Consider the following 24334-nt stretch of genomic DNA (forward strand, 5'->3'; position numbering starts at 1 on the left):
CGTCAATTATTTTCGACGGCACCTAAAGCACGACCCAAATCATCCGGCCTGCCCACATCCAGCCATGGCTCATGCATCGGATACGCCACCGTTCTCTTCGCTTTCGCCTGTAGGCGCTCAAACAAGGTTGGCATGTCGCAGTGCGCCTCCGCGCTCAAGAAACTCAGCGCTGCCGGATCAAGCGCATAGACCCCCGCATTTATATGGCTACGCGCTACGGGCTTTTCTTCGAAGCCGATAATTTCCAGGCCTTGGGTCTGCACCACACCAAAGGGGTGTTGCCATTCGTGTACGCGCACGGCCATGGTGGCGGTCGCGTCGTGTCGTATATGAAAATCGAGCAGTTCTCCATAGCGAATATCTGTAATTACATCACCATTGGTAACCACAAACGGGGCGCTGGGGCGTGGATTAAGCAAGCCTATCGCGCCCGCGGTGCCGAGGGGTGACTGCTCTCGCAGGTAATCTATCTGAACGTTCAGGCGCTCGCCATTGCCAAAATGTTCTTCGATCATTTGCCCCAGGTAATGGATGGCGAGCACAAAATGGCTGAAGCCTTCCAGCTTGGCGCGATCGATGATGTGCTCCAGCATCGGTTTGCCTGCAACAGGCAACAAGGGCTTAGGACAATTTTCCGTATGCGGGCGGAGTCGTGTGCCCATCCCACCGGCCATGATAACCATCAAATTGGACCGTTTAGGTGGCGTGGTGATTTCATCCCAGAGATGCAAGCCGACGAGATGATGGTGCTCATCAACCATGGGGATCTGTTGGACCTTATTCGCGACCATCAACTGTTTGACCATCTCCCGTCCCATCTCAGACGGCACTACTAGTGCATTGCGATGAATGACGCTTGCGATTGGGCTATTGAGATCCAACCCTTTGAGTAAACCGCGCCGTATATCGCCATCGGAGATTGTGCCTTCTAGCACGCCAGCATCATTGACCACCAAGACAATTTTGATTGCGACCTGATCCAAGTTGCGTATCGCCTGCTGTATGGTGGCATTAGCGGGCAGGATAGCTTGGTGCCAAAGTTCTTCAGATGAGCTCACTTATTTGCACCCTAAATTACTATTCATGTAAATCATGGAAGGTTTTCTTGACGATGCCATCGGTCGCATGGTGCTTTATGGTTTTAACTACCTTTTCACTTGCCCCCCCATCACCATAGGGGTTCCGTGCTTGACTCAAATTCGCTTGAAAGTTTACGGAGTAAAGAGTCCTCAAGGCAATAGAGATACTCTCACGGGTCGATTCGCAGTTGATCACGCTGGTTGCCTGCAATCGACCCCATTGGCGATCGCCGATGTTGATCGTGCCCTTCTTGAAGCTGGGGACTTCTGTCAGACCGCTGGAAGAATTACCCACAACCCCATCAACCTGGGCAATGCACGAGAAGTAACGCAGTTGGCCAAGGGATGTGTAGACACGGGCGTTCGCGTGTTGCGCCACAAATTGTTCCACCATCTTAATTAGAGCTCGGCCATCGGTATCCGCATTCGGCAGGGTGAAGATAAGCTGTGTATCCATCAGGTCAGCCAAGGCCGCCAAGAGTTCCGCCATTTGATCTGAGGCAGTCGCAGTCTCAAGCGTGACCGGATGAAAAGTAATCAGCAGGTTTTTGAGGCCCAGTTTGAAGTCAAGCGAAGCCTCAAGCTCTGGACGGTCAAGAAGTTTCAAGCGCTTGATGCTGTCAATTCCGAGACCACCCACCAAAAACACCCGATCAGGCTGCTCTCCCAATTGGATCACGCGCTGCCGATATTCCTCGGCTGCCACAAAATGCAGGTGCGACATTTTGGTAATTGAATGCCTAAACGCCTCGTCAAAAGCACCGACAGTGGTCTCTCCCCCATGTAAATGGGCGACAGGTATACGCGCAACGAGTGCAGCGGACACCGCTGAGAAAATTTCAAAACGATCTCCAAGTACGACGATAAGGTCGGGGCCTAATTCGTTCAAGGCATCTGCAAAACCAATCAACCCCAAGCCCATGGATTTGGCGATGCCCACGGAAGTATCAGAACTCGTCAACATTTCGACTTTGCGATCGATCTGGAACCCGTTCTTTTCAATCTCGCGGAAAGTAAGACCGAACTCAGGCGACAGATGCATGCCAGTCGCGATGATTTGCAGCGTCAGTTCTGGATCATCTTTGATACCTTGCATGACCCAGCGCAGTAAGCCATATTCAGCACGCGTACCGGTTATGACGCAAATCTTGCGGGTCATAGTTCGATCAACTCGTCTATTGCGAAATCATGTTGCGCAGGACGACCAATGACTTCATCCCAACGCATAGGCGAGATGCCAGTACCGGGCCGCTTGGCGGTGATATTCTCGGCAGTAAATATTTCGCCCGCTTTAATTGCTCGACTGGCCACTAGTGATTTACGGGCAACCGGTTTATTTCTAACTTCACTGGGGGTAAGACGTTTGATGCCATCGCCCAGGGCGACTTCTATCTCGCGAATAGCTGCCACCATAGACTTTAGTTCATTTGGCTCAATACTAGCCTTATGATCAGGACCGGGTAAGTTACGGTCTAGCGTGAAGTGCTTTTCAATGACGGCAGCACCCATGGCCACTGCGGCAATCGCCACTGCGATGCCGGGCGTATGGTCAGAATACCCTACTGCTACGCTAAAGGCTGCATGAATGCTCTGCATGGCACGCAGGTTTACTTCATTCATGGGCGTGGGGTATTCAGTAGTGCAGTGCAGTACCGTGATGTTGGCACGCGGCGTGCCAGCTTGCTCAAGTATATCAATGGCCGCCTCGATCTCACCCAGCGTCGCCATACCGGTGGAGAGGATGATTTTCTTGCCGATTTGGCCGATATGACGCAGGTACGGCAGGTTAGTGATCTCACCGGACGGAATTTTGAAATGGTTCTGGCCGAGACTTACAAGGAGATTAACACTCTCGATATCAAAACCGGTAGAGAAAAAACCGACGTTGCGTTTCGCACAGTGAGAGATGAGTTCACGATGCATGTCAACGGTGAGTTCCAGGCGGCGAAGCATTTCGTGCTGGGTTTCTGTGCTGTCTGTGGTCTGGATTTGGTAACCCGCTTTTTGGGCGGTGCGCGTAACTTGACGATTGGCGTTGAAAGTCTGGAACTTGACGATATCCGCACCGGCCTCGGCAGCCGCATCGATCAATTGTTTGGCCAATTCGAGGTCACCGTTATGATTGACGCCGGCTTCGGCGATGATAAGGGTGCGGTTTATCATAATTTCTGGCTATCTACAAAGTGGGCGTGCCCCACCAGGTTATGGCGCACAGATAGGCCCATTCCTACCAAACAGCTTTGTCCAATTGAAATGCCCTCTTTGACGATACTGCCACTGCCGACAAAACTGCCAGTGCCAATAGTTACATCACCGTTGAGAATCGCTCCGGTGGAAATGTGGCAGTAGTCTTCTACGGTCGTGTCGTGTTCAATCAGTGCGTGCGTATTAATGATGCAGTTGTTTCCGATCTTGGCCCCTGCATTGACGATGGCACCGTGCATGACGATGGTGCCTGCACCAATGGTCGCGTGGCGGGACACATGCGCGGTGGGCGCGACGATGACTGGGAATTGGAACCCGAGTTCAGTGGCCTGCTGATAGAGACGGACGCGGATATCTGCTGACCGAATGTGACCTACTGCGATTACGGCGTATTGATAAGTTTTGGCGAGTTCCGCCAGAACAGTGTCTGTGGCGATGACTAAATACCCAAGGTGTTGAGTATTCATTTCCTCTGGTATGCCGACCAAACCGGCAATCTGGTATTGTCCGTGCTGCTCGATGACATCGATACACGAATGGGCGTGGCCGCCGGCACCGATCAGGATCAGACTTGGCTTGCTCATACGGAGAGGGAAGCAAGCCAAGAACTACTCGGAATATTAATCAAGCGCCGGGACAGGGAGTTAGCGGTTGCCAGATCCATACGAGGATTTCCCGTGAAAGGTGCTAACTCGTGCATCAGTGTCCAGGCGGGGCGCGTCATGAAACCAGCTTCATTGGTAACCTTCAATACAAGATCGCGCTGATCCATTTGCTCAGCCTCCAGCAACAGTGTCTGCAGCCAGTAATTGCTTTGGCATTCTTTTGGCTCAACCACCAATTTAACACCCGACACTGGTCCAAATGCCGCTTGGTAACGCTTAAACAGTTCTCTTTTTGCCTCAAGCATTCCCGGCAGTTGCTCCAACTGGGCGCAACCCAAGGCAGCATTCAGGTTGGGCAAACGGTAGTTGTAGCCAATTTCGTCGTGACGGTATTCCCAAGCGTGCGGCAATTTGGCAGTGGTGGTCAGGTGCTTAGCATGACGCGCGAGTTTTGGATCGTTGGTCAGAATCGCGCCACCGCCACCGGTGGTGATGGTCTTGTTGCCGTTAAAACTCAACGTACCCATTAATCCGAAGGTACCGGTATGCTGGCCGTGGTAAAAACTGCCCAAGGACTCGGCTGCATCTTCGACTATCGCAATATTGAAATCGTGCGCCACTGCCAAAAGACCTTCCATGTCCACTGGATGACCGAAAGTGTGCATGGGCACAAGGACACGAATGACTCGACCAGTAGCACGATTGACGCACTGGCTGGCGTGTTGCGCTGTGTGGCTGCTGAGCCATTCACGCAATTTTGCAGCATTCACGCCCAAGGTGTAGGCCTCACTATCGACAAAATGCGGTACGGCTCCACAATAAGTCACGGCATTAGCCGTGGCGACAAAGGTCAGCGCAGGAATCAAGACTTCATCGTCGGCTTTAACACCGGCGAGTTTTAAGGCAATGTGCAGCGCTGCCGTACCATTAACGACAGCAATCGCGTGTTTTGCGCCTGTATAAGCCGCCAGATCGGCCTCAAAACGATCGACAAACTTGCCGACTGACGAGACGAAGGTCGAATCAAGACACTCTTTAAGATATAACCACTCGTTACCGGTGAAGTTTGGTTCGTGCAAAACAGCAGGACCAAGCCCGACAACGGCGCGTATAGCGCCGACGACTTGTTCCGCGAGAGTGTTCGGGATACTCATGGCTTTCACAAGTTATAGATATCCGCTTTATAGCCACGCAGATTGTCGGGCTGAGCGAACCATTCGGCGGTTTCGGCGAGGCCGCGCTTGAACCCGTCGCGCCCGCCGTAGCTCGGCTGCCAGTCAAAGAGTTGTTTGGCTTTTGTGTTGTCGGCCCACAAACGTTCAATCTCCGAGTTTTCCGGGCGCAATCGGGCTTCGTCAGTGATGATTTCGATCTCTGTGTTCATTGCTTCTGCAATCAACTGGGCCGTGTCACCGATGGAAATCTCAAAATTGCTGCCGAAGTTAACGACTTCGCCCAGACCCAGGTCTGAGTTTAGTGTGGCGATGAAACCCGCCACTGTGTCTTTCACAAAGTTGAAATCACGCGTGGGTGATACCGCGCCGAGCTTGATCTGGCGTTTTCCGTTAGCGATCTGGGTGATGATGGTCGGGATCACCGCACGGGCGGACTGACGCGGACCATAGGTGTTAAAGGGTCGAGCAATCACCACAGGCAGACCGAAGGATGCGTAGAAGGAATAGGCCAACTGATCGGCTGCGATCTTGGTCGCCGAGTATGGCGACTGCCCCTGTAAAGGATGTTCTTCGGTAATCGGTACAAAACGCGCGGTGCCATAGACCTCGCTGGTCGAGGTATGAATTACGCGTTTAACGCCCAGTTCCCGCGCCGCTTGCAATACATTCAGCGTGCCTTTGACATTGGTATCGACATAGGTGTCGGGCGAGTGATAGGAATAGGGGATTGCAATGAGGGCGGCGAGATGAAGCACTGCGTCGCAACCCTTCATCGCCTCTTTCACCCCGTGCGGGTCGCGGATATCGCCTGCGAATACCTCGAACTGGCCCCTAACATCGGCTGAGCAATGATCCAGCCAGCCCCATGAGTTGAACGAGTTGTAAAGCACAAAAGCGCGGACTTTATGGCCTTGGCGAACCAGGGATTCGGTAAGGTGAGAGCCTATAAAGCCATCGGCGCCGGTGACAAGAATGGTCGAGTTTTTGGTCGTTGGATTCATAGGTTCATACCGCTTGGTTTATAATACGATAGATAGGCACCGGTTGACTTATTGCCAGTCGCACTTGTTGTGCGCAACTCATCATATTGCCCCCTCGCCAGCGTCGAATTTCTGAGACGAAAGGCGCCCGAGCTTTAGCTTTCTCGGACCAGAACTCATGCAAATGGGATTGAACGAAATAACCTGACGCAGCAGAAATCCCGGCTGGTTTCTCCATCGCCGTTGATGAAGACCGCTTCGTTTTTGACCATTGCCGCCACCCATTTGGGGATAACTACGGCATAAGCACCTTCCAGCTCCTGACGGCGGCGGAAAATATTAAAGTAACGCAACCCGATGATATCCCCCACCTTGGTCAGGCCGAGATGATGGAGGCCGCGTAAACAAAGCGCAGGACCTGCGCCTCGCGGGCGGCGACGAACATATTAAAAAATGGGGTTGTCCTAGATAATGAAAATTATTTAGGATGGTCGGATGAGAAAAAGTAGACTGAGTAAAACTAAACAAGACCGACTGATCGAACACTTTGTTGCTGGGACAACAGCACGTACAACAGCGGTTCTGGTAGGGGGTTAACAAGTCTACTGCCTCGTATTATTTCCATCGCCTTCGAGAACTCATTTGCAAAGCCGTCGAAGATGAGACTCATTTTTCAGGAGAGATCGAAGTCGATAAAAGTTATTTTGGTGGCAAACGCAAGGGCAAAGTTAAGACCCAAATTTTCGGGTTAGGCTTTATATAGTTTATTGGCGGCTTCCGGTGTGTCGGCGAAGAAGAAGTCGCGGGTGTCCACGATTAACTTGGCGTGTTGCATAATGAAGGCCGCATCGTAGGCTTCGTGGTCGGTAACCAGCAGAATGCAATCGGCTTGGGCCAGGTTGAATTCATTAAGCAGGGTGCTGGTGAGGCCGAAATCATGTTTGCGTCCCGCCCGTAGCGCCGGGATATGCGGGTCGTTATATTCCACCGATGCGCCTCTGGCCAGCAGCAGTTCCATCAATTTATAGGACGGAGATTCCCGATCGTCGTCCACGTTTTTCTTGTAGGCCGCGCCCAAAATCAGGATTTTAGCACCCTTCATGGCTTTCCCGTGGTCGTTGAGGGCTTCCATCACCCGCTGAACCACGAAATAGGGCATAGCGCTGTTGATCTCCCCGGCCAGCTCGATGAAGCGGGTGGAAATATCGTATTCCCGGGCTTTGGAGGTAAGGTAGAAGGGGTCAATTGGAATGCAGTGGCCGCCCAACCCGGGCCCGGGATAAAACGGCATGAAACCGAAGGGCTTGGTGGCGGCGGCACGGATGACCTCATGAATATCGATACCCATTCGCAGACAGAGCACCTTCAGTTCGTTGACCAGAGCGATGTTGACGCTACGGAAAATATTTTCTAACAGCTTAGTCATCTCCGCCGCCTTGGTGGAGCTGACTGGCACCAATTTATCAATGGCAGGAGCATAGAGGGCATTGCCAGCCTTGAGACAAGCAGATGTATGGCCGCCGATTACCTTGGGGATATTGCCAGGGTTGAAGTTCTTGCTGCCGGGGTCTTCTCGCTCCGGCGAATAAACTAGGAAAAAGTCCTCGCCCATTTCGAAGCCAGCCTTGGCGATGCGCGGCAGCAGTTCTTCCTCAGTGGTGCCCGGATAGGTGGTGCTCTCCAAAGAAAGAACCTGGCCCGAACGCAGGTAAGGGACCAAGGCCTCGACGGTTCCGGTGACAAAGGAAAGGTCCGGTTCGCGGTTTTTGTTGAGCGGAGTGGGGACGCAAATAATCAGGGCATCGGCTTCGGTGGCCCGTCTGAAATCGCTGGTAGCTTCAAAACCGGCTTGGCGGGCCTCGGCAATTCTGGCGGCAGGGATATGGGCGATGTAGCTTTGCCCTTCATTAAGTTTTTGTATCTTGCGGGGGTCGACATCAATACCTAGTACCCGAAAGCCCACGGCCTGAAAACGCAACATCAGTGGCAAACCAACATAGCCTAGTCCGACAATACCGACAACAGCCCGACGGGTTTCAAACCGTTTAATCAGTGTTTCCAGAGTGTTCATTTTTTCCGTCCGATACAAATTGTGGCCCACCCCAAGAGAGGTTACAGGCTAGCGGGAACCGCAGGCAGAGTGCCGGCTTCTCATTATCTTTTTTTCTTCTGCTCGATAAAATTGACGACAAACGCGACAAAAACCCCGATCATGGCCCCAAACACAACACTCAAAGCCAACACAAACCTCCGCCTCGGTTTTACAGGAATTTTGGCCTGAGTCGCCGGCTGATCAACTATAACAGCATGGGCAATTGCCTTTGCCGCCTGCAACTGCTTCAAGCCTGCATCCAACTGCGCCAAACGCTCCTGTTTATCCCGGAACCCGTCAATAAACGGCTCGTCATTCTTGCGCTTTTCCAGTTCTGCCTTTTCAGCAGTTAGCTCCTTGACTCCACGCATATACAGCGGCTCTTGCGCAGTGTTCAAGGTCACCCCAACGCTTTGGCTCGCCATCGTTGTATAGTTGGAGAGTTTCCGGTCAAAGATCTTCGAAGCCCGGGCAATGGCTATCTGGTCCTCCAGTTGGGCAATCCTGTCCAGACGACGTTGGCCTGCAAAATCCCGTGCTACCTGGAGCTGATTCTGTATCTCGCTTTTTTGATTGGCTATTTTTATTTCAATACCATCAAATAATTCGCCAAGAGTTCTTCTCTCTGCCAGCAGAATGAAGCCGTTCACCCAATCCGCCACGAGTTTGGAATCGTAACCCTGAAGGCTCACAAAAACGGAACCGAGTTCGTTTTTCGCCCCCTCCTTGATACCCAGCAGGTTTCTTTGCAAGGAAGAAAACTGTGGGTTTTCAACAACAAACTGCTGGCGCAGGGAACTGTTTTGGAAAATCCCTGTTTTGAGATTTCCTGTAAATTTGGCAAATATATCAGCGCTGGATATCTGGCTAATGCCAGAGATATTCAAGGCCTCCACATATTTGCTCTCAGGTGGCCGCAAAATCGCTTCTGCTTCATAGACCGGGGTTGCCAGGAGTACATAGGCCACAGCCCCCAGAACCGACAAACCGGTGATCACACCAATTACCTTCCACTGCCGCACCAGAACACGCCAGAGGTCAATCAGGTTGATTTCATCGTCTGCTGGGCAGACAGCAACAGGATAAACCCCTGACGATACTTGATGCGACTGTTGTTCCTTTTGCTCTTTCATATCTTTTCCTCTCTGAAAACAATCCCAGACAAATTCACTGCAATGGGAAAAAGGCACGCTACCGCCCTTCGGGTGAACGCCTGCTCAACCGTTGCCCCGGTATACATGACATTTTCAGCCAGTGTCAAACAAAAACGGGACTTAAACAAAAAAGATGAAACAGCCTTCGCTCCTTATTGCCGTTGCACTCTATCCAGAGGAAGCGTAGCCTTCACCTGGCGATTGAGAAAACTTAAAAGCACCACCACATTCTCCTGACCGGAGAATGAATAAAACAGGCCCTGAGCAGAGGTGTCATCATCAAGCTGCACCGAAACCGCAGCGCCCGGAGTCAGCCCTTTTTTCTGCAGATCCGCCAAGGGGACCGCTCCGTTCCCATCTTCCTTGGCCTGCAGGTCGGCGATGATCCAGGCTGGCACCGGCACATACTGGTCGCCAAAACATATCGGGCCCAAGGCGCCGCGGGTGGAGGAGATTGCCACCCAATTCCGTTCGAGAGGGGCAAGATGCAAGAAAAGATAGCCGGGGAAAAAGGGCTTAAGCTTCTCTTCTGTCCGTCGGGCGTGCCGGACAATGGTACGCATCATGGGAAGATAGACCACATACCCCTGCCGTTGGTAATGCAGTTTGGCAACCTTTTCCTGCTGGGGCTTGGTGCGGATGGCGAACCACTCTCTTGCTGCGTCCTGATTCATGCAAGGCGAAGGGATACTGGGATTAAAAGGCTGGCCCGTGTCGGGCGCAGCAAGAAATTTCGCATTTTTCCCCTTACTTCAAAACGCCCTGCCGAATCTTTTTCCGGCAGGACTGGAGGAGAGGGTGGGATTCGAACCCACGGACCTGATCTCTCAGGTCAAGCGATTTCGAGTCGCTCCCGTTCGGCCACTCTGGCACCTCTCCGTTTCACGCAGATTATCGCGGCTGAAGCCGCTCCTCCCCTATGCCCTCACCCTTCTTTGCCGAAAAAAATCCTTAAGCAAAGTGGCGCTCTCTTCGGCCAGCAGACCGCCTTCCACTGCCAGCAGATGGTTAAGCCGCGTGTCCTGTCCGACCTGAAAAAGGGAAACTACCCCGCCGGCCTTGGGGTCGACAGCCCCATAGACCAGGCGGCTCACCCGGGCATGCACCAAGGCACCAGCGCACATCACGCAGGGTTCAAGAGTAACATAGAGGGTGGTGCCGGGCAACCGGTAATTCCCCTGCAAACGGCCCGCCTGTCGCAGCACCAGCATCTCCGCGTGCGCTCCTGGGTCGCACAGCTCAATGGTGCGATTGCCGTTTTGGGCGATGATCTGTCCATCGCTATCCACCAGCACCGCGCCGATGGGCACTTCGCCCCGCTCCGCCGCAAGCCGCGCCTCGGCAAGGGCGACTGCCATGTACTGTTCGGGGGAGTCCATCGGCAAAAAATCCGGCACGTTACGCGCTTTCCTGCGTACGCTTGAGCCGGTTGGCATAATTGGCGGCCTCCCAGCCGGCCACGCACCCCTCGCCCACCGCCTTGGCCATCTGCCAGGGAGGCCCGGCGATATCGCCGGCCGCATAGATGCCGGGGATATTGGTTTCCTGCTTCTTGTTGGTTTCGATAAAGGAGAAGGTTTCCGTGTCGAGCAGGACGCCGATGCTGGTGGCAAGCTCCATGGCCCCCTTGGCCCCGAGTTCGACAAAGACCCCGTCCACCGCAAGGGTCTCGCCGCTGTCCAGCACAAGACCGCTCACCGCCTTTTCGCCGACGATCTCCTGAGGCCATACTCCCTTATGGACCACCACCGAGCTGGCGGCCAGCTTTTCGCCAAGCTCCTTGGTGACCGTCATATCCTTACAAACCAAATGGACCTCGGCGGCATACTTGGTAAGGGTCAGGGCTCCGTCCACCGCGGCGGATTCGTTGCCCACCACCGCCACCTTGGCGTTGCGATAAAAATTGGCATCACAATCCACACAATAACTGACCCCACGCCCCAGCAGCTCCTTCTCGCCAGGCACCTTCAACTTTTTACGTGAGGTGCCGGTGGCAAGGATCAGGGTTCGGGCCGTGACCTGCCGTCCGCTTTCCACCTTGACCGTGAACAGCTCTCCTTCCTGGCCAAGATTTAGAACATCCTCGGGCCACACCTCCGCGCCAAAACGAGTGGCCTGGGCCAAGGCGACCCGCAACAACTCTGCCCCAGCGGTCACGCCATCGACACAGAGATAATTCTCAACATGGGCCTGGGAAATACTGCTGTTTTCCACCCGCCCCAACACTAGCACCGAAGCCTTTTTCCGGGCTGCGTGCACGGCGGCCTGCAACCCTGCCGGGCCAGCGCCGATAATCACCACGCCTGTTATCTGTTCAACCATTTCCGGTCTCCCTCTCATTAAAAAAAGTTCGAAATGAACTGCTCAATATATAGCGATTTTCTCAAAGGAAGGCCATCCTTTTCCGTCTTTTTCGTAGGAAAATAGGGCGTGGACAGGAAGAGTGAATCTGTGTAAGATTCATTGGTTCACGTCGGTTTCCCTCTTTTTTAACGGCAACGAAAAAATGCGCTATATCGCTGATCTTCACATCCATTCCCCCTTCTCCCGCGCGACCAGCAAGGCCGGCAACCTGCAGGGCCTTGCCGCCTGGGCCAGGGTCAAGGGCATCCACCTCCTCGGCACGGGCGACTTCACCCATCCCGGCTGGTTCAGTCAGCTCAAGGAGCAGCTGGTTCCTGCCGAACCGGGATTTTTCAAGCTCAAGAATGAGGTGATTCCCCCGGCCCTGCCGCAGGCAATCCCGGTTGCCCTGCCCAGCCGCTTCCTGCTCACCGCCGAGATCAGCTCCATTTACAAACGGCACGGCGCGGTGCGCAAGGTCCACAACCTGCTCTACGTACCCGATTTCGCCTCGGCCGAACGGATCAACAGCGTCCTGGCCGGCATCGGCAACATCGAGTCCGACGGCCGCCCCATCCTGGGCCTTGACTCCCGCGATCTGCTTGAAATCCTGCTGGAAAAAGCGCCGGAAGGGTTTTTGGTTCCGGCCCACATCTGGACGCCGTGGTTCTCCCTGTTCGGCTCCCGCTCCGGCTTCAATACCATTGAGGAATGCTACGGCGATCTCAGCTCGCACGTCTTTGCTCTCGAAACCGGCCTTTCCTCGGACCCGGACATGAACCGGCTCATCCCGGCCCTGGACCGCTTCGCCCTGATCTCCAACTCCGATTGCCATTCTCCGGGCAAGCTCGGGAGGGAGGCCAATATCTTCAACACCGGCTTCAACTTTTTCGATCTGCGCGAGGCCCTCAAAAATCCCCTGACCGACGCCTTTGCCGCGACGATTGAATTCTACCCGGAAGAAGGGAAATACCACGCCGACGGCCACCGGAACTGCCGGGTTTGCCTTGAGCCCGCCGAGACCCGGAAAATCGGGGCCATCTGCCCGGTCTGCGGCAGGCCCCTGACCGTGGGGGTGTTGCACCGGGTCATGGAACTGGCCGAGCGGACCGAACCGTACTACCCGCCCGGCTCACCTGCGGTGCACAGCCTTATCCCGCTGCCCGAGGTGTTGGGCGAGATTCTCGGCGCCGGACCGGCCACCAAGGGGGTGATGGCCCTGTACGCAAAGGTCATTGACCGCTTCGGGTCGGAGTTCAACCTGCTGCTCGACACGCCGGTGGAAGAGATCAATCGAATGTCCCCGGTGTTGGGCGAGGCAGTGGCCCGCCTCCGCACGGGCAAGGTCATCCGCACCCCTGGTTACGATGGCGAATTCGGGGTGATCCGGGTCTTTGCCGAAGGGGAGCGGCAGGAGCTGGCCGGCCAGATCAGCCTGTTTTCCGGGAAAAACCCTGCTCCCGTAAAAAAACAGGGCCGCAGCCCGCTGCCCCCTGAAAAAAAGCTCCCTCCGCCCACCGAGATACCAAAAGCCCAGAGAAAGCCCAATCCGGAACAGCTGGCCGCCATCACCAGCAAGGGAGAATCCATCCTCGTTGCTGCCGGGCCGGGCACCGGCAAAACCTTTACCCTGGTGGCCAGGATCGAACATCTGCTGGGTGCGGAGCATGCCCACCCAGAAGAGATGGTGGCCATCACCTTCACCAACCGGGCAGCCCGCGAGATGCAAGAGCGCTTGAGCCGTGACCTCGGCGAGGCAGCCCAGGCCATCTTCGTGGGCACTTTCCATGGCTATTGCCTGGCCCTGCTGCGCAAGGAAACCCCCGACCTCGTGGTCATCGGCGAGGAGGAACGCGACCTCTATCTGCGCAAGGCCTTCCCGGCCATGCCCCGGGCCGAACACCATATCCTAAAAAAACAACTTACCGCCTACGTTGACCAGCTCAACCGGGGGACGCTCCCTGCCGACGGAGCCCTGCCGGATCTCCTTGCGCGCTATCTTGCCTCACTCATGCCGAACAAGGCCATTGACCTCGACCTGGTCATCCCCTGGTGCGTGGAGCGCCTTAGCCGAGACCCCGCCTTTGCCAGACAGGTCAGTGGCAGGGTGGCCCATCTCTTTGTCGACGAATTCCAGGATCTGAACCATCCCCAGTACCAGCTGGTTCTGCTGCTTGGCGAACAGGCGCGGGTATTTGCCATCGGCGACCCCAACCAGGCCATTTACGGCTTTCGCGGCAGCGACCTCACCCTGTTCCAGCGGTTCCGCGAAAGGGTGGGCGTCACCACCCTGGCCCTGATCCGCAACTACCGTTCCGCCCCTGCCATTATCGATGGCGCCGCCGCTCTCATCCGGCGGAACCGGCAAAGCGGCGATACCCAGCTGGTGGCCGAAAGCACCAGCGCGGCACTCATCGAGTGGCATCAGGCGGAAAATGCCCAGGCCGAGGCGGAGTTTATCGTGCACCGCATCGAAGAGGGATTGGGCGGCATCAGCAGCCTTTCCCGGCATGCAGGCCAAAGCAGCGGCCAGGCCCGGAGCTTTGCCGACTTCGCCATCCTCTACCGGCTCAGCCAGATGGCCGAGCCCATTGCCGAAGCCCTGCATCGCAAAGGCATCCCCTTCCAGCTCGTTGGCGCCACCCCCTTTTACCTGAAAGCCGACCTGAAAGCCGCCTGCCATTTCCTCCTGGCCAGTGCACCGGACGCGGGCTTAAGCGAGCATCTCCAGCTGATGGCAGACCTTCCAGGGGTCGGAGAGGCAACCATCTCCCTCCTGGAAAAAGAGCTGCCCCTCCGCTGCCCTGATTTCCCCAGCGAAGCGCTTGCCCTTCCCCTCCCAGCCGCTGCGGCAAAAAGCATCGGGAGGATGGGAGAAACCCTCAAAAACTTCCGCACGGCGGCGGAGCATGGACTTGCCCTCCCCCTGGCCGAGGCCATGCCCGGACTGGGCATCGATCCTCAGGGGGCCGAGGCCAAGCGGCTGCTCCAACTGGCCAACGCCTTTGGCCACGACCTCCAGACCTTTTGCGAACATCTTAGACAAAACGCCCTGGCCACCGCCTATGACGCACGGGCCGAAGCCGTGGCTCTCATGACCATGCATGGTGCCAAGGGGCTGGAATTCCCAGTGGTCTTTCTGGCCGGCATTGAAGAGGAAATCCTCCCCTGCACCATTGCCAATCTGCACAGCGATGTGGAAGAAGAGCGCCGTCTCTTCTATGTTGCCATGACCAGGGCGCAAGAGAGCCTGGTCTTAAGCGCCGCGGCAAGCCGCACCGTTTTCAATCGAACCGCCGACCACCGCGTCTCCCGCTTTATCCAGGAGATTCCGGCCTCTTTGCTGAGTACGGCTGAGCAGCCCCTGGCCAAACGACGCAATGCCGGCGGTCGGCAACTGCCACTTTTTTAGCGAAAATTGGCAAACGCTTATCACAAATAGGAATCCCATGGAAAACAAGGACAGACCAGCACCCCGCACCATCCGAATCGGCGCGGCCAATGTTGGCCTGATCGGCCTTGACCAGGCCCTGAACAAGGCACTGACCGGACAGATGGAGGAAAAGGCCGCGGTGGATTTTCTTTTCGGTACCATTGCCAGGGAAAATTACGTCCCCGCAACAGCAGAACCGATCTATCGGGAGGCCTTGCTCGCAGAATACCGACGCCGTCAGGGCAGACAAGGAGCCGAACCGGGAATCCTCACCGTCCGGGTGCTGGGCTCCGGCTGTGTAACCTGCAACAAACTCAGCGCCATGCTCTTTGAGTCCTTGCAAAAATTCGGCCTGGCCGCCGACATGGAGTCGGTGCATGACCTCGATGAGATCTGGCGCTTCGGGGTCACAAAAACCCCGGCCCTGATCATCAACGGCGCGGTGAAATGCGCCGGACGGATGCCATCCCCGACAGAGGTCGAGGAATGGGTTCGGGAAGAGGGTGAAAAATTACGAGTGAAGCGGGTAGAATAAAGGATATTTTCCAAAAATCAGAAACCATCACCAACCAAGGAGGAGTTTGCCCATGAGCGCCCACGATCACCACGACGACCCCCACGGCTACGGCCACGATGAACCGGAAGCCTGTTTCAAGGTCGGCATTATCTTTCTCTGTGTTGTTGCGGCATTGTATCTGATCTCGCTTTAGCAGAAAGACCATGTGCGGGCAGGATCGGTCGCATCGCCCGTCCTGCTCGCAACCCTTTCCCTCCGCAACGCTTTCCCCCCAGACAGCCATCGAGGCCGCCATGAACATTACCCAGAGAATGGAATCCGCTGAAACCCGCATCACCAAGGCGGTTTTCCCCAACACCACCAACCACTACGCCACCCTGTTCGGCGGTACGGCCCTGCAGTGGATGGACGAAGCGGCCTTTATCACCGCCACCCGCTTTTCCCGGCAAAAAATCGTCACCGTCTGCTCGGACCGCATCGATTTCAAGACGCCGATCCCGGCCGGAACCTTTGTCGAACTGATCGGTCAGGTGGTCAAGATCGGCAACACCAGCATCCAGGTGCGGGTGACCGTATATCTTGAGCAGATGTACGACGAAACCAGGGAAAAGGCCATCGAGGGGCTTTTCACCTTTGTCGCAGTTGACGAAGCCATGCGCCCGATTCCGGTGAAGAAATAATGCCTGCCTGGACCGGCCAGGGATGGTGGCGAAAAATTACCCACGATCACTTTATTTTTTGATTCACTCCGGAGAATCTGTATACTATGAAGTAAGAGCTTCGATACGGTTGTTGCCGACAAGGCAATCAGCACACGGTGCAGAGGTCAGCCATGCCCCTCTCCAATTTCCCCCAGGCGGTAATTCGTTTTGAGATCCAGGTGTACCAACGCCCCAACGACGAAAAACGCCTGCGCGACACCCACATCGCCTTTTCCGGCGCCCCCCAAAAACACCCGACCAACCCGGAGAAAATCATTCTGGTGGTCGACCCTTACAGCGACAACACCTTTTATTACGAATTCAAAACACCGGACATCTCCTACGTTGAAGAGCTGGCCAACATCGTCACCATGGACGGCGAGGTGATCCCCATGGCCAGGCTCTGGGTCAAGAAAAAAAGCATTGCCATACGCAGCACCCCTTTTGTGGTGGAAAGTACCAGGCCATAAATAAGGCAAGCGCCAGACTGTTCCAACATCTCTTTCCAACGGGAGGCTCGACCATGATCAACATCACAAAAATTCTGGTCCCCACGGATTTTTCCGAACATTCCAACCGGGTTCTACAAGCCGCCACCATGATCGCCCGCAAATTCGGGGCGGCCATCGAGGTGGTTTTTGTCGTGGAAAGCCTTGACGCCTATGCCGGTTTTGCCGTGCCCCATCTGCCCCTGGAAAATCTGGAAAAGGACCTGCTCGAACGGGCCAAACGCAAGATGACGGAATTCATCGCCGAAAACATGGACAAGGACATCCCCCATGCGAGCGCGGTGCTCAACGGCAATGTCCCGAAAGAAATCGTCCGCCACGCCGAGGCCAAAAGCTGCGACCTGATCATGATCGGTACCCAGACCTGCAAAGGGGTGGAAAAAGCCCTGTTCGGCAGCGTTACCGAGCGAGTAATCAAAACCGCCAGCTGCCCTGTGCTCAGCATGAATCCCTGCCTTTAAAGATACGGAGTTACCGCATCATTTCCAACATCCACGGAGGTTTTCCATGAAGATGCCCGACATCAAAGCAAAGGCGAAAGAGCTTGGCCTCAAGCCCGGCAAGATGAAAAAAGAGGATCTCATCCGCGCCATCCAGGAGAAAGAAGGCAACTTCCCCTGTTTCGGCTCGGCCTTGGAGCATTGCAGCCAGGAAGACTGTAGCTGGCGGGAGGATTGCCTGTTCATGTAACAACACCTCGCTCTCCCCGGACGAAAAAAAGCATGCCGACCGATATAGAACCCATTGAAGGCAACTGGTACGAGGCCATCGAGGATGGCGCCCGCTTTTTCGTGGTCACCGTTGACGAGGAGGAGGGGATTGTTGAACTCCAGCATGACGATGGGACCCCCGAAGAAATCACCCTCGAAGCCTGGCAGGAGGCCGATCTTGCCGCCATTGCCCCGCCAGACGAAGCAGGGCTGTTTGATGATTCGGCTGATCAGGACGATGACACCCCGGGCGGTTGCCCGGCAGAAAAGCAAGAGGATGACGATTGGGGAGAGCCGTTGCCAGAGCCTGACGAGTAAGATTCGCCTGAGGACAGTTCTTTCCAGGCAACCACCTCAGCATGAAGAGATGTGCCCAAGCCCCGACAATGTTCATTCGGTAAAATCTTTACTTGCAGCCTTCAGCCAGTCACCTGCCCCAAGGCAAGAACCTTCTCGATGCTTTCCCGCAGATTCTCCCGAGTAAAGGGCTTGACCACATAATCACTGACCTGAGCCCGAATCGCTTCAAGAATCAGGTGCGGCTGCGCCTCGGCCGTTACCATGATAAAGGGGATGTTCTTGGTTGCCTCATTTTTTCGGACACTGCGCAACACCTCAATGCCATGCATGACCCGCATGCACCAGTCGGAAAGAATCAGGTCCACCGGTTCCTGCTCCAGAATCCGCAGCGCCTTTTCCCCGTTGTCCGCCTCAAGGATGTTGGAATACCCCAAAGCCCGCAGGTGATTGGTGATGATCCTCCGCATGACCAGCGAATCATCAACCACCAACACCTTCATGTGAGGATCGGGCTCCATCATTTCGCAACACTTGCCAGGTAGAGGCTTTCGCCAGATTATCGAAGCAGACGGAGCGCTGGTAACGCCCCTGATTCCCGATTATAACGGAGGCCGGAAAGGAAGCAAAGCTATTCATGGAACAAATCGTCCTTCCAGGGCGAAGGCGAAGAGAGTGCAGGAAAGATTCTTCCCAAGCCAGGCGGCATATCCACAAAAAAAAGGAACCAACCTTTTACGGCTGATTCCTTATATTTTCTGGTGGGCGGAGCGGGGATCGAACCCACGACCTTTGGCTTCGGAGGCCAACACTCTATCCAACTGAGCTACCCGCCCTCGGGTTTTCATGTTCGCAGTGGCCACTTACTTACCATGTATCGCTTTTTCAGTAAAGCCATTTTCACCGGTCGCCAAAGGGTGCAGGCTTACGGCGAGGATCCTTCTGTTACTGGGGCCAATGGCCGCCCGCTGGTCAGGGCGCACACCGAGGATGGCGATGATCCCCTCCTGGTCGGCCAGGATGGGTATCCGGTTCCGTTGGGCCGGGGGAATCTTATGATCGGTAAAAAAGTCACCGACCTTTTTCCGGCCCGGTGCCCCCAGAGGGTGAAACCGGTCTCCCACCTGGAAGGACCGGGCCATCAGAGGGAAACGGATCTTTCCGGCATCGCAGTACAGGGTCGCCGGAGTCTGGGATTCCCAATCCGCAGGAAGCGCATCCAGAAGACGAAGCGTGACCATTACCCCAATATCTTCAAGGAAATACTCCCCCGGGCCGGAAAACTCCCTGGCAAAAGGAATCTCTTCCGTGCCCGCCTCCGAAAGATTGCCACGCACCGCCTGCCGCCCCTGGGGATAGCTAAATCCCAGCCGCCCCTCTGTCGTGACAACCCGCAACCCTTGGGCCAGATGCAACTCCGCCCCCTCGGCCCCGGATTCAGCCAGAGAGAGGAGCTGGGCAATCTGCCTGAAAGTTGGCCGACAACCCATATACCAGCAGGCTGTTTCCAGAATGCGCCGCCTGATGGCCAAGGGCTGAGACAAAAAATCCGCCCGCTGGATCGTCAGCCCGACCGATTCGCCGTCCTCCTCCGCAACCACCTGATTGTAAGCCTGACTGGCCATCTCTGCCAGCAGCTCTTCTTCCCCTTGTAAAATCGCCGCCGTTTCTCGGAGGGAATTGCCGATATTGGGGTTGAAATGCTCTTGCAAGTAGGGCAGCAGATCGAGCCTGATCCGGTTGCGCAGATAAATCCGCTGCCGATTGGAGCTGTCCAGGCAATAGGGAATGTTTTCCGCGGCAAGATAGCCAAGAATCTCTTCCTTGGCTATTTCTAAAAAAGGCCGGATCACAAGGCCATCACGCAGCCTCGCCATCCCGGTCAGGCCCGCACGGCCGGTCCCCCGGATAAGCCGCAGCAGGATCTCCTCGGCCTGATCATCCGCTGTATGGGCCACGGCAATCTTCGTGGCCCGGTACCGCACCGCCACCTCCGCCAAAAATCCGTAACGCAGATTGCGGGCCGCATGCTCACGGGACAGTCCCTGCTCTCGGGCACAGGCGGCAACATCAAGCCTGCCGCACTCATAAGCAAGCCCCAGCCCCTGGGCCGCTTCCTCTACCAGGCGCGCCTCCGCCTCCGCCTCCTCGGGCCGCAGGCCATGATCCACATGGGCAACCACCAGAAAAAGGTCCAGGGGTGGGGCCAGCTGCGCCAGCACCTGAAGCAGGGCCATGGAATCCGGTCCACCGGAAACGGCCACGACACAGCGCTCGCCGGCAACAAGCAGCCCCTCACGGCGAATGGTTTCTCCCACCTTTTTTACGAAAAAATGCATAGGTCCCGGCTGGTGATCATTATTCCCTTGAACAAGCGGTTGTCTTTGGCTATGTGATATGCCATACTTAAAGCGTCTCCTTTTTTTCAGAAAAACACTCAGCAACGGGTCTCCCATGAACGTACGCAAAGCTGTTATCCCGGTGGCCGGCAAGGGCACCCGCTTTCTCCCCGCCAGCAAGGCGATCCCCAAAGAAATGCTCACCATCGTCGATAGGCCGACCATCCAGTACATTGTCGAAGAGGTGGTCGCCTCCGGGATCGAAGAGATCGTTTTTGTCACCAGCCAGGGCAAATCCGCCATCGAGAATCATTTTGACTACGATTTCGAACTCGACACCATCCTCCGGCAAAAGGGCAAGGATGCGCTCTGCGAAGAGATCAACCACATCTCAAACCTCATCGACATTACCACGGTCCGCCAGAAAAAACCATTGGGACTGGGCCACGCCATCTGGACCACCCGAAACGTCATCGGCGACGAACCCTTCCTGGTGCTGCTGGGCGATGACCTGGTCTTGAGCAAGGTCCCGTGCTGCCAGCAGATGCTCACCCTGCACGAGGAACTGGACGCGCCCATCGTGGCTATCCAGAAGGTGCCGACCGAGGAAACCAACCAGTACGGGATCGTGGAGGGAACCCAGGTCAGGCCAGGGGTGTATCAGATAGACCGCATGGTGGAAAAACCCGCGCCCGGCACCACCGACTCCAACCTGGCGATCATCGGCCGCTATCTGCTGACCCCGGAGATCTTCGCCATGCTTGAAAAAACCACCCCCGGCCACGGCGGGGAGATCCAGCTCACCGACGCCCTGCTGGCCCTGGCCAAACAGCGGCCCATGTATGCCTATGAATTCACCGGCACCCGCTTCGACGCCGGGGACAAGCTCGGCTATCTCAAGGCCATTGTCGCCTATGCCCTGCGGCACCCCGTGGTATGCAAGGAGTTCAAGAAACACATCAAGGAAGTCTGCGCGGATTTTTAGGAGCCGTTGCGAACCAACTCATCTCTGTAAGATTATTTCGTTATGGCTCCTTATGCCGCGTTGGTCAATCAATTGGCCCTCTACTTTTCAACAACGGCTTAGAGGCCGGAAGGGCTGATACCGAGTCTCCATACCGGGCCGCCCCTCTGCCAAGCAGAAGGGCGGCCTCTCACTTTCACCCACAGGCCCCATGTCCGCATCCCCCACCTATCTGGAAGTCGCCGTAGCCGCGCCCCTGCCGCAGACCCTGACCTACGCCGTCCCTACCAGCGGGGAGATTCCCGTCCCAGGCCAGCGGGTGCTGGTTCCCTTGGGCAAACGGTTGCTCACCGGCTATGTGCTGGCCTTAACCGAAGAAAAGCCAGAGTTCCGGCTCAAACGAGTGACCGAGATCCTCGATGCCTTCCCGGTGTTCCCGGAAGCATTGGTTCCCTTTTTTCGCTGGGTGGCCCGCTACTACCATTATCCCATCGGCGAGGTGATCCGGGGCGCGCTGCCCGGCGGACTCACCTCGCAAAGCGGCCGCCAGCTCAAGGTTACCGAGGCGGGGCTGCACTATTTTCTTACCGACCAACCACACCTTTCCCAGGACCATCCCTGGCTCGCCAATCTGCTGGCCAACAAAAAACTGAGCGCCGCCACCGTGCGCAAGCTCTGGCGGGGCAAGGAAAGACGGCTCATTGAGCAGTGGGGGGAACAGGGGCTGATCTCGTTGGAACAGATTATCTCCGGGGCATCCATCGGCCAGAAGACCGAAACCTGCCTGCTCCTGGCCGCCGAACCGCTTGCCCCGGAAATCCGCGCCACCCTCAAGCCCTCGGAAACGAAGACCCTCGCCCTCCTTGAGGAGCTGCAGACAGATTCGACGCAAGGGCTTCCCCGGAGGGAGCTGACCAAGGCATACAGCGGCGCGGCCAAAGCCCTCACCTCGCTGGCAGAAAGGGGCATCATCCGTCTGACAGAACGCCCGGTGTATCGCGACCCCTTTGGCGAAACCCCGCTTTTTTACCCCAGGCCCACCCAACTCACCGTTGATCAGCAGAATGCCCTGACCCAACTGAATCCGGCCATCGCCAAAAAACAATACGCACCCTTCCTGCTGCATGGCGTCACCGGCAGCGGCAAGACCGAGGTCTACCTGCAGGCGGCGGAAACCACCCTGGCCTTGGGCCGCAGCGTTCTGGTCCTGGTGCCGGAGATCGCCCTGGCAACCCAGCTGGAGGCGCATTTTCTTTCCCGCTTCGGCGAGACGGTGGCCCTGCTCCACAGCGGCCTGGCCCGAGGCGAGCGTTTTGACCAGTGGCAGCGGGTTGTTTCCGGGGAGGCCCGCATCGTAATCGGCGCCCGCTCCGCCATCTTTGCCCCCCTTGGTGACCCGGGGTTGATCATCGTCGATGAGGAACACGACGGCGCCTACAAGCAGGAAGACAGCCTCCGCTACCAAGGCCGCGACCTGGCCCTGCTTCGGGGCAGCCAGGGCGGGGCCACGGTGCTGCTCGGCTCGGCCACCCCGTCGCTGGCCAGCTACCAGCACGCGCTCAACGGCAAGTACACCCTGTTGAACCTGCCGAGCCGCATAGAAAATCGGCCCCTGCCCCAGGTGGAACTGGTCGATCTCCAGGCGGTGAACACGGTCTCCGGCCGGCCGCCGCTTTTTTCCCCGCAACTCAAACAGGCGCTGCGGGCAACCCTGGCCCGGCAGGAGCAAAGCCTGGTCTTTTTAAACCGCCGCGGTTTTGCCGGCTGCATGCTCTGCTCCGACTGCGGCCAGGCGGTGCAATGCCCCCATTGCCGGATAACCCTGACCCTGCATAAGGGGAGGGGCGAACTGGTCTGCCATTACTGCGGCTATGCCACCAACAGCCGCACGGTCTGCACCAATTGCCGCTCGATAAACCTCTCTCCCATCGGTTTCGGCACGGAACGCATCGAAGAGGAGCTTGCGGGGATGTTCCCCAAGGCCCGCATCGCCCGGCTCGACCACGACACCACCCGCAACCGCCAGGATTTCCTCCGTATCCTCCGGGCGGTGCATGACCGGGAGGTGGACATCCTGGTCGGCACCCAGATGATCACCAAGGGCCATCATTTCCCCCATGTCACCCTGGTGGGCATTGTCTGGGCCGATGCCGGGCTGGGTATGCCCGATTACAAGGCAGGCGAGCGCACCTTCCAGCTCCTGGCCCAGGTGACCGGCCGGGCGGGCCGTGGCGAACAGCCGGGTAGGGTCATCGTCCAGACCCACCAACCCGGCCATTACAGCATCGCCGCTGCCCGCGACCACGATTACCCCCGTTTTTTCGCAAAAGAGATCGGGCTGCGCAAGGCCCTGGGCTATCCGCCCTTCAGTCGCCTCATCAACCTGGTCCTCGACGGCGAGCAGGAAGAGTTGGTGCAAAAACGGGCAGAAGTCCTCGCCGCCAAGGGAAAAACGTTGCGCCGCTATCAAAAAACCGCCATCCTCGGCCCGGCCCCGGCGCCCCTGGCCCGGTTGCGGGGCCGATTCCGCTGGCAGATCCTCCTCAAAGGGCCGGACCTCGAAGAGCTGCACTCCCTCTGCCTGGAGTTGGAACAGGAGCACACCCGGTTGGCTGGAGCGGTGAATTTGTCGGTGGACGTTGATCCGGAGAGTATGCTATAGAAGCACAGCATTGACATGGTGCACCACTAGTGTTACAGTTTGTAAAAAATAAGGAGCATACCATGCCGACACCCAATCCCCGCATCCACATTGTCTGCGAAAAAGACCTGTACGCAACCATCGCCAAACTGGCCGCGCAGGACGGTGCGTCCCTTTCCTCGGTGGCCCACGATCTGCTTCTGGAATCGCTGGAACTGCGCGAGGACATCGCCCTGACCAAGGTGGTTGATGCCCGGGCGGCAAACTTTGACCGGAACAAGGCCCTGACTGCTGATCAGGTTTTCGGCTGATGCCTTTTCCCGTTGTTTTTCATCCAGAGGTCAAGGATGATGCCGCTGCCCTTCCCAAGGCCATGCGGGAACGAATAAAAATTGCGATTGAAACCCGCCTGACCACCGACCCGTCCCGTTACGGCAAGCCATTGAGGGGCACACTGGCAGGATACTGGAAACTTCGCGTGGGAGACTGGCGGGTGGTGTATGCCATTCGCAACAACGAGGTGGTAGTATTTGCCATCAAACACCGCAGCCGGGTTTATGAAGAGGTGCACGGCAGGGTGTAACGAACCG

Annotated in this window: 25 protein-coding genes, 2 tRNA genes and 2 pseudogenes; 13 read left to right on the forward strand and 16 right to left on the reverse strand. The window is 56.5% G+C overall.

Translation table 11 applies throughout. From position 1 onward, the window contains the following. Window positions 1-2: 2 nt before the first annotated feature. The 7 genes and pseudogenes from ACZ46D_RS08415 to ACZ46D_RS08445 form a co-directional block, all read right to left on the reverse strand. A complete protein-coding gene (locus ACZ46D_RS08415; RefSeq protein ID WP_464927005.1) occupies window positions 3-1058 on the reverse strand; it encodes a nucleotidyltransferase family protein in 1056 nt (351 codons plus the stop codon). 19 nt (window positions 1059-1077) lie between these two features. Continuing rightward, window positions 1078-2238, reverse strand: coding sequence for a UDP-N-acetylglucosamine 2-epimerase (neuC, locus tag ACZ46D_RS08420; protein ID WP_464927006.1), 1161 nt, complete (start codon window positions 2236-2238; stop codon window positions 1078-1080). Further along, entirely contained in the window at window positions 2235-3242 is a 1008-nt protein-coding gene (neuB, locus tag ACZ46D_RS08425) for an N-acetylneuraminate synthase (protein WP_464927007.1), read from the reverse strand. The genes neuC and neuB overlap by 4 nt, the downstream gene beginning before the upstream one ends. After that, window positions 3239-3868, reverse strand: coding sequence for an acetyltransferase (locus ACZ46D_RS08430; protein ID WP_464927008.1), 630 nt, complete (start codon window positions 3866-3868; stop codon window positions 3239-3241). The genes neuB and ACZ46D_RS08430 overlap by 4 nt, the downstream gene beginning before the upstream one ends. Continuing rightward, window positions 3865-5043 carry a LegC family aminotransferase gene (locus ACZ46D_RS08435; protein ID WP_464927009.1) on the reverse strand — a complete coding sequence of 393 codons (1179 nt, stop codon included), beginning with the start codon at window positions 5041-5043 and terminating at the stop codon, window positions 3865-3867. The genes ACZ46D_RS08430 and ACZ46D_RS08435 overlap by 4 nt, the downstream gene beginning before the upstream one ends. 5 nt (window positions 5044-5048) lie before the next feature. Then, a complete protein-coding gene (locus ACZ46D_RS08440) occupies window positions 5049-6065 on the reverse strand; it encodes an NAD-dependent 4,6-dehydratase LegB (protein ID WP_464927010.1) in 1017 nt (338 codons plus the stop codon). 185 nt (window positions 6066-6250) lie between these two features. Beyond that, window positions 6251-6498, reverse strand: a pseudogene (locus ACZ46D_RS08445) (NAD-dependent epimerase/dehydratase family protein); the annotation flags it as partial. A gap of 41 nt (window positions 6499-6539) precedes the next feature. Here ACZ46D_RS08445 and ACZ46D_RS08450 point away from each other — a divergent pair. After that, a pseudogene (locus ACZ46D_RS08450) lies at window positions 6540-6795 on the forward strand (IS1595 family transposase); the annotation flags it as partial. Here ACZ46D_RS08450 and ACZ46D_RS08455 read toward each other — a convergent pair. From ACZ46D_RS08455 to ACZ46D_RS08480, 6 genes are all read right to left on the reverse strand, one after another. Continuing rightward, window positions 6793-8115 carry a nucleotide sugar dehydrogenase gene (locus ACZ46D_RS08455; RefSeq protein WP_464927011.1) on the reverse strand — a complete coding sequence of 441 codons (1323 nt, stop codon included), beginning with the start codon at window positions 8113-8115 and terminating at the stop codon, window positions 6793-6795. The pseudogene ACZ46D_RS08450 and the gene ACZ46D_RS08455 sit on opposite strands and share 3 nt — an antisense overlap. An 83-nt stretch (window positions 8116-8198) precedes the next feature. Next, entirely contained in the window at window positions 8199-9269 is a 1071-nt protein-coding gene (locus tag ACZ46D_RS08460; protein WP_464927012.1) for a Wzz/FepE/Etk N-terminal domain-containing protein, read from the reverse strand. A 173-nt stretch (window positions 9270-9442) separates the two neighbouring features. Next, window positions 9443-9964, reverse strand: coding sequence for a transcriptional activator RfaH (locus ACZ46D_RS08465; RefSeq protein ID WP_464927013.1), 522 nt, complete (start codon window positions 9962-9964; stop codon window positions 9443-9445). A gap of 113 nt (window positions 9965-10077) precedes the next feature. Further along, window positions 10078-10169, reverse strand: a tRNA-Ser gene (locus ACZ46D_RS08470). A 38-nt stretch (window positions 10170-10207) separates the two neighbouring features. After that, a complete protein-coding gene (gene tadA, locus ACZ46D_RS08475) occupies window positions 10208-10669 on the reverse strand; it encodes a tRNA adenosine(34) deaminase TadA (RefSeq protein ID WP_464927014.1) in 462 nt (153 codons plus the stop codon). A gap of 19 nt (window positions 10670-10688) precedes the next feature. Next, a complete protein-coding gene (locus ACZ46D_RS08480; RefSeq protein ID WP_464927015.1) occupies window positions 10689-11612 on the reverse strand; it encodes an NAD(P)/FAD-dependent oxidoreductase in 924 nt (307 codons plus the stop codon). A 184-nt stretch (window positions 11613-11796) separates the two neighbouring features. On the opposite strand from ACZ46D_RS08480, the gene ACZ46D_RS08485 reads away from it, so the two are divergent. The 8 genes from ACZ46D_RS08485 (at window position 11797) to ACZ46D_RS08520 (ending at window position 17821) form a co-directional block, all read left to right on the forward strand. Then, window positions 11797-15045, forward strand: coding sequence for a UvrD-helicase domain-containing protein (locus ACZ46D_RS08485; protein ID WP_464927016.1), 3249 nt, complete (start codon window positions 11797-11799; stop codon window positions 15043-15045). Window positions 15046-15082: 37 nt separating this feature from the next. Beyond that, window positions 15083-15601 carry a thioredoxin family protein gene (locus tag ACZ46D_RS08490; RefSeq protein WP_464927017.1) on the forward strand — a complete coding sequence of 173 codons (519 nt, stop codon included), beginning with the start codon at window positions 15083-15085 and terminating at the stop codon, window positions 15599-15601. Window positions 15602-15653: 52 nt separating this feature from the next. Beyond that, a complete protein-coding gene (locus tag ACZ46D_RS08495; protein ID WP_464927018.1) occupies window positions 15654-15776 on the forward strand; it encodes a hypothetical protein in 123 nt (40 codons plus the stop codon). 100 nt (window positions 15777-15876) lie between these two features. Continuing rightward, window positions 15877-16263: an acyl-CoA thioesterase gene (locus tag ACZ46D_RS08500; RefSeq protein WP_464929273.1), complete on the forward strand. Its 387-nt coding sequence runs from the start codon at window positions 15877-15879 to the stop codon at window positions 16261-16263. A 152-nt stretch (window positions 16264-16415) separates the two neighbouring features. Further along, on the forward strand, window positions 16416-16754 hold the full coding sequence (locus ACZ46D_RS08505; protein ID WP_464927019.1) for an inorganic pyrophosphatase Ppa: 339 nt from the start codon (window positions 16416-16418) through the stop codon (window positions 16752-16754). Between the two features lie 53 nt (window positions 16755-16807). After that, window positions 16808-17254, forward strand: coding sequence for a universal stress protein (locus tag ACZ46D_RS08510; RefSeq protein WP_464927020.1), 447 nt, complete (start codon window positions 16808-16810; stop codon window positions 17252-17254). A gap of 46 nt (window positions 17255-17300) precedes the next feature. Continuing rightward, complete coding sequence (locus ACZ46D_RS08515; protein WP_464927021.1) at window positions 17301-17483, forward strand: Rho termination factor N-terminal domain-containing protein; 183 nt, start codon at window positions 17301-17303, stop codon at window positions 17481-17483. 32 nt (window positions 17484-17515) lie between these two features. Next, window positions 17516-17821: a DUF6763 family protein gene (locus ACZ46D_RS08520; RefSeq protein ID WP_464927022.1), complete on the forward strand. Its 306-nt coding sequence runs from the start codon at window positions 17516-17518 to the stop codon at window positions 17819-17821. 101 nt (window positions 17822-17922) lie between these two features. On the opposite strand, the gene ACZ46D_RS08525 is transcribed toward ACZ46D_RS08520, so the two are convergent. The 3 genes from ACZ46D_RS08525 to tilS all read right to left on the reverse strand — a co-directional run bounded on the left by ACZ46D_RS08525 (window position 17923) and on the right by tilS (window position 20139). Then, complete coding sequence (locus ACZ46D_RS08525; RefSeq protein WP_464929274.1) at window positions 17923-18321, reverse strand: response regulator; 399 nt, start codon at window positions 18319-18321, stop codon at window positions 17923-17925. Window positions 18322-18559: 238 nt separating this feature from the next. Next, window positions 18560-18636 (reverse strand) — tRNA-Arg (locus tag ACZ46D_RS08530). Window positions 18637-18663: 27 nt separating this feature from the next. Beyond that, window positions 18664-20139, reverse strand: a complete 1476-nt coding sequence (tilS, locus tag ACZ46D_RS08535) for a tRNA lysidine(34) synthetase TilS (protein ID WP_464927023.1) — start codon at window positions 20137-20139, stop codon at window positions 18664-18666. Window positions 20140-20254: 115 nt separating this feature from the next. Here tilS and galU point away from each other — a divergent pair, with 115 nt between their 5' ends. The 4 genes from galU to ACZ46D_RS08555 all read left to right on the forward strand — a co-directional run bounded on the left by galU (window position 20255) and on the right by ACZ46D_RS08555 (window position 24327). Then, window positions 20255-21124: a UTP--glucose-1-phosphate uridylyltransferase GalU gene (gene galU, locus ACZ46D_RS08540; RefSeq protein WP_464927024.1), complete on the forward strand. Its 870-nt coding sequence runs from the start codon at window positions 20255-20257 to the stop codon at window positions 21122-21124. 190 nt (window positions 21125-21314) lie between these two features. Continuing rightward, on the forward strand, window positions 21315-23765 hold the full coding sequence (gene priA, locus ACZ46D_RS08545) for a replication restart helicase PriA (protein WP_464927025.1): 2451 nt from the start codon (window positions 21315-21317) through the stop codon (window positions 23763-23765). A 62-nt stretch (window positions 23766-23827) separates the two neighbouring features. Then, the gene (locus ACZ46D_RS08550) at window positions 23828-24055 is read left to right on the forward strand and encodes a toxin-antitoxin system, antitoxin component (RefSeq protein ID WP_464927026.1); all 228 of its coding nucleotides are present in this window, start codon (window positions 23828-23830) and stop codon (window positions 24053-24055) included. Further along, the gene (locus tag ACZ46D_RS08555; protein ID WP_464927027.1) at window positions 24055-24327 is read left to right on the forward strand and encodes a type II toxin-antitoxin system RelE family toxin; all 273 of its coding nucleotides are present in this window, start codon (window positions 24055-24057) and stop codon (window positions 24325-24327) included. The genes ACZ46D_RS08550 and ACZ46D_RS08555 overlap by 1 nt, the downstream gene beginning before the upstream one ends. Window positions 24328-24334 lie beyond the last annotated feature (7 nt).

The organism is Thiovibrio sp. Mzg5 (genome assembly GCF_055379285.1).